The organism is Paraburkholderia xenovorans LB400, from assembly GCF_000013645.1.
GTDB lineage: Bacteria > Pseudomonadota > Gammaproteobacteria > Burkholderiales > Burkholderiaceae > Paraburkholderia > Paraburkholderia xenovorans.
Window position 1 is genome coordinate 771,306 of record NC_007951.1, and the last position, 12,536, is coordinate 783,841.

A 12,536-nucleotide genomic window follows, 5' to 3' on the forward strand; every position below is an offset into this window, starting at 1 on the left:
CGCATGCTGATGCACCTTTCGACCTTCCCAACGTGGGTTGCCGTAACCTTGATCGCGCTTGGCGCTGCCTGCGCATGCGCCGCCATTCTGTGGACGCTACTCCGAACCGGCATCGCATGGCGGCTTGCCACGGATATCCCCAACGACCGCTCACTACACGTCTTGCCGACGCCGCGCGTCGGCGGCTGGGGCATTGTGCCGGTGGCCGTAGTGGCGACCTTGCTGCTGGCGCCAAGCCTTTGGTATGCCGCTCTTGGTACCGCTTTCCTAGCTGCGGTTTCGCAAATCGACGACCGGCGCGGATTATCTGCGAGAGTCAGGTTCGCCGCGCATCTGATTGCTGTGGTCGGCATAGTAGTACTTTTTCCCGCTGATGCCCGTTGGTGGGTCTTGGTAATCCTTGTTTTTTTGATGATCTGGCTGGTCAATCTTTACAATTTCATGGATGGCGCGGACGGTTTGGCGGGCGGCATGGCGCTGTTCGGCTTCGCCGGTTACGCGGCCGGTGCACTGCTTAGCAAGCATCCTTTGCCAGAATTGGCGTGGTCAGCGACGGCGATTTCGGGTGCCGCGCTAGGCTTCCTGTTGTTTAATTTCCACCCGGCACGCATTTTTCTTGGCGATGCTGGATCAATCGCGCTGGGCTTTCTTGCTGGAGCGCTTGGTTATTGGGGGTGGCGCGGAGGAGTGTGGCCTGTTTGGTTCCCGATCTTGGTGTTCGCGCCGTTTATCGCCGATGCGTCGATCACGCTGGCCCGTAGGTTGCTACATGGCGAAAGATTTTGGCAAGCGCACCGCGAGCACTACTATCAGCGTATGGTGCGTTCCGGGACCGGACACGCCAGGACAGCTTTTACGTGGTATGTAGTAATGGTGGCTGGCATAATGTTTGCTATTTATGCGCTTGGCCGCTCAGTAATTTTTCAGTCATGTGTGCTGGCCGTTTGGATCGCCGTTCTCTGTGTAGCAGGCGCTTTGGTCGATTTGCGCTGGCGTCGTTTCCAATCAACACTGTCCGATAACTGAGGTATAACGCTGATGCTAAGAAGCAAGGCCGCTTGGCTGTCTTTCAGCGCTTTCCTTTTCGACTTATGCGCGGTCGCGGCCGCTTGGCTGATCGCGTACATCATTCGTTTCAACGGCTTGGTTCCCGAAGATTTTCGGCTCGGGGCGATGCACTCGCTCGTCTGGGTCCTGCCGACGTACGGCATCATGTTCCGCATCTTCGGCTTGTACCGCGGCATGTGGGTGTTTGCGAGCTTGCCGGATCTCGTACGTATATCGAAAGCAGTTATCGCCGGGGCGCTCGTCGCCATGGTCGTTTCGGTGCTGGTCCAACCTATGCCGATCGTGCCGCGCTCGGTGCTGGTGGTGTCGCCGCTATTCCTGTTTCTCGCGATGGGCGGATCGCGCGCGCTGTACCGTGCGACCAAAGAGTTCTACCTGTATGGCGGCCTCGTTGCGCAGGGTAAGCCGGTCGTTGTGCTTGGCGCCGGCAACGCGGGCGCGAGTCTCGCCCGCGAGCTGTCGCGTTCGAGCGAATGGCGTCTGGTGGGCTTGCTCGACGACGATGTCTCCAAGCATGGGCGCGAAATTTACGGCTACAAGGTATTTGGCTCGATAAGCGAATTACCGCAATTGGCTGAGACGCTGAAAACTGAATACGCGATCATTGCCATTCCGTCCGCTACAGTGGATGTACAGCGGCGTGTAGCGACGCTATGTGTGCGCGCCGGCGTACGGGCACTCGTGCTGCCTGCGCTAACCGACGTCACGCAAGGCCAGGCGTTTCTGTCGCGCGTGCGACAGATTGACCTCGAAGATTTGCTGGGCCGTGATCCTATCAATATCGATACGCCCCATGTAGAAGCCCTGTTGCATGACAGAGTGGTGATGGTCACCGGCGCAGGCGGGTCTATAGGCTCCGAATTGTGCCGCCAAATCTTGCGATTCCAGCCGGCTCAACTGATTGCTTATGACTTGTCCGAATTCGCGATCTATCGGCTTACTGAAGAGTTGAGCGAGCGTTTTCCAGGCGTGTCAGTAATTCCGGTTATCGGAGATGCGAAGGATTCGCTGCTGCTCGATGAGGTGATGTCGCGTCATACGCCGCACATCGTATTTCATGCGGCCGCGTATAAACACGTCCCGCTAATGGAAGAGCAGAACGCATGGCAGGCCGTGCGTAACAACGTGCTCGGCACGTACCGGGTAGGTCGCGCTGCGATTCGTCACGATGTAAAGCATTTCGTGCTGATCTCCACCGACAAAGCAGTCAATCCGACCAACGTTATGGGTGCGAGTAAACGTCTTGCGGAAATGGCGTGTCAGGCCTTGCAGCAGACCAGCCCGCGCACCCAGTTCGAGACAGTTCGGTTCGGGAACGTACTCGGGAGCGCCGGGAGTGTCATACCGAAGTTCCAGCAGCAGATTGCAAAGGGCGGTCCCGTCACGGTGACGCACCCGGAGATCACGCGCTTCTTCATGACCATCCCGGAAGCGTCGCAACTGGTGCTACAAGCGTCCAGCATGGGGCACGGCGGCGAGATTTTCATCCTCGACATGGGCGAACCGGTAAAGATCGTCGACCTGGCTCGCGATTTGATTCGTTTGTACGGATTTAACGAGGAGCAGATCCGGATCGTGTTTACTGGTCTACGGCCTGGTGAAAAGCTCTACGAAGAACTGCTGGCTTGCGACGAGACGACAACACGTACACCTCATCCTAAGTTGCGGACTGCGCGTGCGCGTGAAGTATCAGACGATCTGTTGGATAAGTTGTTGCCGTGGCTTATGCAGCATCGCGTGTTAGGCGACGACGAAGTACGCCGCGACTTGCGTCGCTGGGTGCCGGAATATCAACCGGCAAGCTCGCCGACGCTTCACAGCGTCGCCGCGTTTCCCCGTGCTTCGTAGCGCTATGCGGAAGGGCGTCAGGAAATCACGATCTTGTGTACCATTCGCGCTTGATTTCGCGAGCGGCCTACGTCTTAAAAGGAAACCAGTTCGAGTGGTTTTGTAGATCACCTGGAAGCTCTGCTTGGCGTTGCGTCGCTGTAGGTCATTTAATGGTCTGGATGGAAATCGGATCCTAAACAGCTAAATGGACGAAGCCGATATGGAAAATTCATGGCCCGCAACTGACGTTGGCGTGCGCTTTGATCGTTTTTTAATAGTGCCGGTTTTCCTTGCGATTGGGGGCGTGCAACTGGCGATATTGTTCGCCGGGTACCCGATATTTCTGGGGGGCAGGATGCTTCGCTAATTGGTGCCAAAATCCGCTGGCGCTATTCGCAATTCTTAAAAGCGGCACTTTTATATCTTCAACGCTCAATTCGAATGCATGGGCGCTGGAGATCGAGATGCTTGCATCGGCAATTTTGCCTATCATCGTATGGTGATAGGGGCAGCGTAGCGCCCTACGAACGGTTCCTGAGGAAATGCGATCTGTGGTGACAGCCGGCTGGCAATCAAAGGTCCCACTGCCGCTCCTTTCTCAAACGGGTTTGTGCGCGTCGTCCCGTACTATGGACGCTTGATCCGTAATAAATGCGTTGCCTGCCGTGGATCTGGATTTGGTTCTTTTCATCGATAAAGCACGCTTCTCAACGACGTGAAATGAGATCCACGCAACGAGCATTGACAGAACAGTGCTCAAGGCAATCAAGTATCCATTTTGTAAAGCATCAATTTTCCACGAGCGGATCAGTTCGGCGACCGCGAAATGGTAGATGTAAATACCATAGGAAATGTCCCCGAGCATCTTGGGCACCGGGATGACAATCTTTTGAGCTACTCCGATTCCTATGATTGTTAGGGGAAACAAAACCATTTCCGTGACATCATAGACACGTCGATCATGTCCGAAAAGCGCGATCAGCCATATCACTATGAATAATGGTGCGCAGCTCGCAAGCAGCTTTGCATTGGGCGCGAGAAGTGCAATTGCTGAGCCGGTCAAAAGGTAAAACACACAGATCAGTCCAAGGCGAACCGGGAAGGTGAAAAGAATCATCTGCCCGGCCTGCATCGAGAGAAGGCTTGAAAACGATAGGGTTGAATAGTCGAAGTGGATAAACACCGAAAAGACGAGCGCCAAAAGAATGGCAAGCAGCTTGCCGTAGTGCATCCATCGTCCCAATAAACCAACAAAAACGTAAAAACCGAGTTCCGCAGTCAATGAATAGAGCTGGGCAACTAGGGGGGCACCTCCAAAGACTCCGGGCAAAGTCGGATTGAGCGGAAATACAAAGATAGTACCGAGGAAGTGCCACATTCCTGGGGACGAAAAATAGCTTGTAAATTTTAGGTCCGACACCATCGGACCCAAAACTAGGGCCATCAATGGGATCGCCAGAAGTAAGGCAGGGAAAATGCGAAGCGCACGCGAGGTGAAGAACGCTGCCGGCTCGTTCCTCATCCGGCTATTCGTAATCAGAAAACCGCTGATTACGCAAAAGATGTTTAGTCCGATCCCGCCTAGAGACTGATTGCCAGTCATGCCAGCGATTGGATCCGATCCGAGCATGACGTCGAACGTATGGCTTACCGCGACAAGAAGTGCGCCAGCTAGCCGGAGTACGTCGAAGTTATTTGACCTGGTGGACATTGTTGCGCGAAAAGCTTACGAGAAGTTACGGTAGCGGATGCTAGCACAAGGCAGGAATAGACGGTTGTGCTGGGTCGGTCGGGCAGCTGGCCATTCTCGCGCCACCGTGAGGCTCCGCGAGCTTGGAAAATAGCGACAGTCACTGACGGTCCTAGTGCTGGAGTCGCAGGTATGGTGCGCCAACCCGGCCAGAAACGCACGGCACTACATCGGCTTAGATGGTATTGAGCGCGTTTGACCTCGGCTTGGACGGCGACAATGAACTTGTCTGGTCGCCAAGATGTTTGTCGGTAAACCACACTTCCTGCTTGACGCTGTCCACGGCTAGAATCCGACTGAAAAAGTGATCCCCAAACCGAACTGCATCGCGCCCTACTTCAAATTCGAGGCTGGAGGGTGTGGCACCTTTCGTCGACACCGGCGCCTGAAGATAGAAAACCTTACGTTGCTGGCGAGCTCTACAAAGAGGCGCAAGGCTGGGCGATTCGAAGGTAACCGTCCGACCGCGACCGTTCTTGACGGCGTGGCGAGTCAAGCGACGTCATGGTGGAGTTGATCGGCGACGACCCATGGCAACAGTTCGTCGACGCGATTGACAGGGTGCTCGGCGATGCGAGCGATGACGTGGCGCAGGTAGGCCTCGGGATCAAGGCCGTTTAGTTTGGCGGTACCGACCAGGGTATAGATTGCGGCGCCACGTTCGCCGCCGCTGTCGGAACCGAAGTGCAGGAAGTTTTTTCGGCCGAGAGCGACGGCACGTAAAGCGCGTTCGGCTGCGTTATTGTCGATTTCCACGGCGCCGTCATCGACGTACAGCGTGAGCGCTGCCCACTGATTCAGCGCGTAGTTGATGGCTTTGGCGGTATCGCCTTTCTGCGACACCGCACCCAATGTCGAGCGCAGCCAGATCTCGAAAGCAGCGAGTAACGGACGCGCCTGCTCCTGCCTGACACGTCTTCGTTCGTCTGGTGGTTTGCCACGAATCGCGGCCTCAATTGCGTACAGTTCGCCGATCCGGCGCAACGCTTCAGTGTTAACCTCGTTCCTGCGTGCGACGAACAGATCGTGGAATTTGCGGCGCGCGTGCGCCATGCATGCAGCCTCACGCACATCACCACGTTCGTAGATTGCGTTGTACCCCGCGAACGCATCGGCCTGCAACGTTCCCCTGAAGTCCTTCAGATGGGCCTGTGGATATTCACCAGCCCGTGTGGGACTGTATGCGAACCAGACCGCCGGCGCGTCCTTCGAGCCAGCCGGCCGGTCATCCCGGACGTATGTCCAGAGACGTGCGGTACGGGTCTTGCCATTGCCGGGCTCGAGCACAGGTACCGGCGTGTCATCCGTGTGGATCTTCGGGGCGGCCATCACGTAACGGCGAACGACCTCTACGAGTGGCCGGAGCAACGCACTGCACTGGCCGACCCAGTCCGCGAGTGTCGAACGGCTGAGTTCCACGCCGTCGCGCGCGTAAATCACTGACTGCCGGTACAGGGGAAGGTGGTCACAGAATTTGGCGACCAGAACATGCGCGAGCAACCCGGGACCGGGCATGCCGCGATCGATTGGCCGGCTGGGCGCAGCCGCCTGCACGATGCAGTCGCAACAGCTACAGGCCTTCTTGAGCCGGCGGTGACGAATCACTCGCCAATGCCCCGGTACATAGTCGAGTTGCTCGGAAACGTCCTCGCCGAGGTCGCCAAGCGCGCCACCGCATTGCGGACAGCAGGCGTCGTCGGGATGATGAACAACATCTTCGCGCGGTAGATGTTCTGGAAGTGGCTTGCGTCCCGTCGGCTTGCCAGCTTCTGAGCGGGGCCTTGTCGGTGCGTCGACCGTCGCCGCACCATCGTCGGCCTGCAGATCTTCGAGACGCAATTCGAGTTGCTCGATCTGGCGATCAATCTTCTCCGATTTGCGACCAAACTGCATGCGCTGGAGTTTCGCGATCCACAGCTTCAGGTGCTCGATCTCGAGCGCCCGGTCGGAGAGTGTCTTCTGGAGCGTCGTTACAGTGTCGCGCAGATCCGTGAGCTCGCCTTCGCGCTCACGTAACGCAGCCTCACGCGCGAGCAGGAGAGCCTTCAAGGCCTCGATATCGTCTGGAAACGTAGCGTCGCTGGATGCCATGGAGGCAGTTTACGCGCGTGCATTGCGCTACGCCCGGGTTGTCACATACGTTTACAAAGCACTGCAGGGGCGCGCTGCATCGACGGGCTGTCGCCAGTCGAATCCTTCGAGTAGGAGGCCGAGTTGAGCGCTGGTCAGCGAAACAACACCGCCGTCAGCACGAGGCCACGCAAAGCGCCCACGCTCCAGGCGTTTGGCGAACAGGCATAGGCCGCCGTCGCGCCAGTACAGGCACTTGATGAGGTCGCCACGTTTGCCTCTGAACACGAAGATGTGGCCAGAGAATGGATCCTTCGCCAGCACGGTCTGCACCTTCGCGGCCAGGCCGTCGAAGCCGCAGCGCATATCCGTAAATCCGGCGGCAACCCAGATGCGCGTGTTTGTGAGCGGACCAATCATCGGCTCAGGCACTGGATCACCACGCGCAGCGTGTCGGGATCAACGCTCCCTTCAACGTGTATCTCGCCTCGCGGCAACTGGATGCGTATCTTGCCGGACACCGGTGCCGAAGGCGTAGATGCTGCCGGTTCGGCCACGCCGCTGTCGCTAGCGTCATTCACGGTGACCGGCAGCAACGCGCATTCGTGACCGTTCACGCCAAGTCGTCCATCCAGATACTGCTTACGCCAGTCGAACAGCTGATTCGCGTTCAATTCGTGACTGCGTGCAATCTCCGCCACCGAACGACCACTGGATAACGTCTCTTCGACGATCTGGCGTTTCTCGTCCACGCTACGCCGGCGATACTTCCGGGCGACTTTGACTTCGGAGAATTCAGTCACTGTGTCCATGATTCCTTTGTGGACACAGTCACATTTGTGCCCCGGGAAAGCATGGCTTCGCCTTCATCAGGCGTCTATACGGTCAGGGTCGGACGGTTACATTCGAAGCGCTGCGGGAACGACATCAGCGACCACCAGACGTCGCTAGTCCACTAGCATCATGGACATATGGTCGCGCGTTGATACCACACCCTTGCACTACCGCTTACTTGCGCGCTTCGTAGCCTCCAACCTGTAACCACCCGCGCGTTCCTGGCGAGTCCCCGCCAGCAGTTCGATCGCGAGGTATGATTTCTGCTGAAAGCCGGTCGAACGACGATTTGGTGTCGGGTTATATATCGACCCGCATCCGAGGCGCGAGCTAGATTCAGAAAAATAATTTGCGGTTACGAACAAATTTTTCTCTAAATGGATTGTATACCTTCGGGAACTAGATTTATGTTGACGCAACTTCAATGTCCATCGTGTGGCGGTAGGTTGTTAAGTAATAAAGAGGGGCGCAATTCTATATTGTGTCAGTCGTGTAAAAAAGAATTTAGCGCGCGCGAGGGGGTTTTGTGTTTTGTGCCAGATAACGTGTTTACGCAATTGGATAATATTGATTATGACAAGCACTACTCGATTTCTGATGAGTCGTCGCAGCAGGCTTTTGCGAGCCTAAAGGGTGTGCTGGGAAATAGGCTGAAGAATAACTATGGAGTTTTGCTGGAGATCGGGGCTGGAACCGGCGGGTTTACAAAAGGGCTGCTAACCAATATCAAGGTTAATAGAGCAATAGTTACGGATATTTCGCCAAAAATGTTGTCGATTTGTAGGAAGAGGGTGCTTGGGGAAAGTCATTTGGCCGATGATGTTATTTTTGCGACATATAGCACCGGAGAAAATATCCTTCCTTCCAATAGCATTGACTGCATCATTGGGAGCTTCGTTCTGCATCATATTTTGGATTATAAAAGTTTTATTAGAAAATCATATGACCTGCTAAAGAAGGATGGCGCGTTTATCTTTTCGGAGCCCTGCTATAAATTCCATGATGCTTTGGTGTTGACAATGTCGGAGATATTGGAGACGCTAATAGGTGAGGGTGATAATTCTGAAGTGGATTTGACTCGTCTAAGCAACTGGATTCATGAGTTGCATTTCAATCTTAAATATGTCGGCGATCAGGATGTATTATCTGGGCGGGAAGATAAACATCTCTTTATAAGGAGTGAAGTTGAAAATTCTGCGTTTGATGTGGGCTTCGAATTGGTGGAGATATTACCGTATGGCGACCCTGACGCAATCAACCAGTGCCTTTTAAGTTACTTGCCACAGCTTGACCTATCACATATTTTTTTACAAAAAGTTAGCAATTTGTTCGATTTGTACCATATTAAATATTTTGGCCTTATTGAAAGAGAAGATGCTGTGCCGGCCTACGTCTTTTTTTTCAAAAAAAAGATGAATCTATTTTCGAGGCTATTTAAAAATGTTTAATTTAATAGAATATAATTCGCTGCGATTTAATTTGGAGTTTTCTATTGATAGGTCGAAGGATGTCGGGCGTATAAAAATTTTTGGTTGGATATGTTGCCGTGCTGACATTTTCAAATTAGTTGTATATCTTGATCAAGCAGTTTTCTATGCTCCTGTCGGGTTTCCTCGTCCTGACGTGTTTAAGGCAATCAACCCGGATCGTAGATATCCATTTATGAATTCATATTTCTGTGGGGTTGATTCTACCTTTAATTTTCCTGCTGAAAGTCTATCCAACGCGTCCGGTTTGACGTGCAGGGCTTCGATGTCTGATAAAAGGGATATGATTTTTGCAGATGTGCCTTTCGAATTTGATTCGAATGACGAAGCAAGCCTGCATGCGTAGAAACGCAGTGGTGGGTACCGTATTCAAGGCCGTCCTGGCAACCTTCACAGCCTTGCGATGAGGCGCTGAAAGTTGGATCGGGAAGCGAAATTGGCCGGCTTGGCCAAGGTTGAGATGAGTGATTTAGGTGTGGCCGCCTTCGATGCGTAAGATCGGTTTTGTGAGGGCTGAAACGTCATTCACCATCGACTGGCAAGATCGTCATCTTTCGTGACGTCTCAGACGGTCTCCAGTATAAGCCAAAGAAGTAAAAGCAGATGCCGAGTTTCAGTTTTAACGGTACGAAACGCCGTGCAGCGCCAGCACCACGGCGATGCATGCCAAGGTAGTAGCGCTACGGAAAACGATCTTTCCATCGAACTTTGGCTTTGGCACACGTTTCATGCCGACATCATTTCGCAAACACAACAGAGATCAGCGCAGCCAACCAAGCTTTACCTTGATAGTCGGCCCTCAATAAAGCGTTTCATCCGCGGTCGGCGTCAGACGGCGGACGTTGTCTGATCGACAGGAACGAACAACGCAACGAGAACGAGGGCGCAAAAAAGCCGCAGCGTCCTGAGGATCATCCGCGGGTTGTGACCGGCGCCGCACAGCACCGCGTGCATCGCGTCGCCGAGTGCGCCTTTGAGCCAGTTGCGATCAGGTTTTCCGTCTGTCTTCATGTGACCGATGGCTGGCTGGATCGCGCTGCGCCGTCTGATCATTGCACGTAGTGCGCGTGTGATGCCGCGCCGCAAGCCCGGGTGGTAGATTTCACACCGTCGATGGCGACGCCCTTGTAACTGCGGTCGACGACGGCGACCCCCGGCGTGACGTCGCTGAGGATCGCCGCCTGCTCCAGCGCCTCGGCCAGCGTGGCCATCGTACGGGTTGCCCGGCATTGAGCGCATTCCCACCACGAGCCCTTCCTTGTGAGTCGTCGTGATCGACACCTTCACGCCGAATTCGTATGGCGTGCGCGCCTTGCCCTTGGCCAGACACTCGACTTCCGGCGCGTGCAGCGCATACGGCTTGTTCTTGTCCTTTGGCTTCTGCGACAGAATCCGCCTGGTGCGGCCAATCAGCTCCTGCAACGCCGCGCGGCCGCAATCTGCCACGGCGTCGAGTTGCCGCTCGACGTCGCGCATCGCCCGGCCTACACGCGAGCGCAACGTGCGTAGTGCCTTTCTCATCCGTTTGTATTGCTTCGCATGTGCGTAACGACCGATCTGGCTGGCCAGCCGTGGCGCCTCGCGGTCGTAGTTCTGCCGCAGCTTCAGGCCGTGCCTCGCGGCGGCCTTCACCAGATGTTCGCGACATCGCTCGAGCAGCCGTGAATCGGTCGGATGCGCGATCGCCTCTGCACGACGGTCGTGTCGACGATTACGCGTTTCACGCTCGAGGCCTTGATCACGCCGGCGCGCTTTGCCGCTTCAATCGTCTCTGCCAGCAGTCCTCAACTCCGGCTTCGCCCAGCCGCTTGCGCCAGCGTGTCAGGCTCGATGGGTCGATTGGTGGTTCCGTCTGCAGGTAAGTCTCGCCGGTGAACACCTGCCAATACGGGTTCTCGAGCCATTGCCAGACGACCTCTTCGTCGGACAGGTCAAAGGCGTGTTGCAGGTAGAGCAGACCCGCAATCAGACGCGGCGATGTAGCTGGGCGCCCCTTGCCGGACACGAAGCTCTCACTCATCGACGCGGCCCAGCCGTTCCCAGTTGATCAGATCCGTCAGGCGCACCAGCGGATGCTTCAGGTTGATCTGTTCACGCAGCGGTTGCCGGAAGAATGAGCTTGCCCCGGAAAAACGAATCCCTTGCTGAGCAGGTAAACTCAAGCAAGGAGAAGAACTATGACAAGCAAGGCAAAGCGAGCGCAGTACACGCTCGAGTTCAAGCTGGAAGCGGTGCGACTGGTCAAAGCCGGGCAAAGCATGGCGGCGGTGGCGGCGACACTGAGTGTGGTTGAACAGACGCTGTACAACTGGGTGAAGGCTGACCGGGAAGGCAAGCTGACGGGAGCCGGCACGAAGCCTGTGAGTCCGGAGCAGATGGAGCTGGCGCGGCTGCGTGCCGAAGTGGCTCGCCTGAAGATGGAGCGAGATATTTTAAAAAAAGCAACCGCGTACTTCGCCAAGGAGTCGATGTGAAGTACGCGTTCATCGAGCGCAATCGACACCACTGGCCGGTCTCGGTGCTATGTGAAGTGCTGGAAGTCAGTCCCAGCGGATATCATCAGCGCAGGCAACGCACCGCGCAGGCCAAGCCGCACCGAGGCCGCGTGAGTGACGACGCACTGCTTGCGCACATCAAGACGATTCACACGCAGGTCAGGGGCGAATACGGCTGGCCGCGCATGTGGAAGGAGCTGCTCACGCATGGCGTGCGCGTGGGCAAGGAGCGGGTTCGCAAACTGATGGCACAGCATGGCATTCGAGCCCGGCACAAGCGCAAGTACATCGCGACGACAAACTCGAACCACGATTTGCCGGTTGCGCCAAATCTGCTGGAGCGCAATTTCACTGCAACTGCACCGAACCAGGTCTGGACGACCGACATCACGTATCTGGCGACAGCCGAGGGCTGGGTGTACCTCGCGGTCATCATCGACCTGTTCAGCCGGCAGGTGGTGGGCTGGTCGATGCAGCCGCACATGAAGGCTGAACTGGTCACGGACGCATTGCGCATGGCGTGGTTCCGACGCCGCCCTGAAGCCGGCGTAATCGTGCATAGCGACAGGGGCAGCCAGTATTGCAGCGGCCTGTTTCAGGACACGTTGAAGGCCTATGGCATGCGTTCGTCAATGAGCCGGCGCGGCGATTGTTGGGATAACGCGCCTACTGAAAGTCTATGGAGTTCGCTAAAGGTCGCACGTATGCATGGGCGGCACTTCGCCACGCGGCGTGCCGCAATGGATGAAGTGATTGATTGGCTAGGCTTTTACAATGCGCGGCGCCTACACTCGACGCTCAACTACGTCAGCCCCATGACGTTCGAGAAAAACTGGGCCGCAGTTCAGCGAGGCGAAGCGGCCTGATTTCCGTGGCTATGGGATTCGTCAAACAGGGGCAAGGTCAGAAATCTCCCTCCGTCACAGGCGTCTTTGGACCCATCCGAACCTCGTCAGAAATTGCAGGATTCACGTATCAATATGCCAGGCCCCTGCAATTCCC

8 protein-coding genes and 1 pseudogene are annotated in these 12,536 nt (G+C 55.8%); 4 read left to right on the forward strand and 5 right to left on the reverse strand.

The window, feature by feature from the left end:
* Positions 1-3 precede the first annotated feature (3 nt).
* Both BXE_RS03360 and BXE_RS03365 read left to right on the forward strand, forming a co-directional pair.
* Positions 4-1,026: an MraY family glycosyltransferase gene (locus BXE_RS03360; protein ID WP_011487013.1), complete on the forward strand. Its 1,023-nt coding sequence runs from the start codon at positions 4-6 to the stop codon at positions 1,024-1,026.
* A 12-nt stretch (positions 1,027-1,038) separates the two neighbouring features.
* Positions 1,039-2,916 (forward strand): polysaccharide biosynthesis protein, encoded by a 1,878-nt coding sequence (locus BXE_RS03365; RefSeq protein WP_011487014.1) that lies wholly within the window; start codon positions 1,039-1,041, stop codon positions 2,914-2,916.
* 580 nt (positions 2,917-3,496) lie between these two features.
* Here BXE_RS03365 and BXE_RS03370 read toward each other — a convergent pair.
* The 4 genes from BXE_RS03370 to tnpA form a co-directional block, all read right to left on the reverse strand.
* Positions 3,497-4,609 carry an acyltransferase family protein gene (locus BXE_RS03370; protein ID WP_011487015.1) on the reverse strand — a complete coding sequence of 371 codons (1,113 nt, stop codon included), beginning with the start codon at positions 4,607-4,609 and terminating at the stop codon, positions 3,497-3,499.
* Between the two features lie 531 nt (positions 4,610-5,140).
* Positions 5,141-6,739: an IS66 family transposase gene (gene tnpC, locus BXE_RS03375; RefSeq protein ID WP_011487016.1), complete on the reverse strand. Its 1,599-nt coding sequence runs from the start codon at positions 6,737-6,739 to the stop codon at positions 5,141-5,143.
* Positions 6,740-6,790: 51 nt separating this feature from the next.
* Positions 6,791-7,138, reverse strand: a complete 348-nt coding sequence (gene tnpB, locus BXE_RS03380; protein ID WP_011487017.1) for an IS66 family insertion sequence element accessory protein TnpB — start codon at positions 7,136-7,138, stop codon at positions 6,791-6,793.
* Positions 7,135-7,530, reverse strand: coding sequence for an IS66-like element accessory protein TnpA (gene tnpA, locus BXE_RS03385; RefSeq protein WP_011487018.1), 396 nt, complete (start codon positions 7,528-7,530; stop codon positions 7,135-7,137). The genes tnpB and tnpA overlap by 4 nt, the downstream gene beginning before the upstream one ends.
* A 429-nt stretch (positions 7,531-7,959) precedes the next feature.
* Here tnpA and BXE_RS46870 point away from each other — a divergent pair, with 429 nt between their 5' ends.
* Positions 7,960-9,000, forward strand: a complete 1,041-nt coding sequence (locus tag BXE_RS46870; protein ID WP_158340926.1) for a class I SAM-dependent methyltransferase — start codon at positions 7,960-7,962, stop codon at positions 8,998-9,000.
* 867 nt (positions 9,001-9,867) lie between these two features.
* On the opposite strand, the pseudogene BXE_RS03395 reads toward BXE_RS46870, so the two are convergent.
* A pseudogene (locus tag BXE_RS03395) lies at positions 9,868-11,177 on the reverse strand (IS5 family transposase).
* 39 nt (positions 11,178-11,216) lie between these two features.
* Here BXE_RS03395 and BXE_RS03405 point away from each other — a divergent pair.
* A protein-coding gene (locus BXE_RS03405) for an IS3-like element ISBxe2 family transposase (RefSeq protein ID WP_085953577.1) occupies positions 11,217-12,400 on the forward strand; the annotation gives its coding sequence in 2 pieces (ribosomal slippage) (positions 11,217-11,472 and positions 11,472-12,400; 1,185 coding nt in all).
* Positions 12,401-12,536 lie beyond the last annotated feature (136 nt).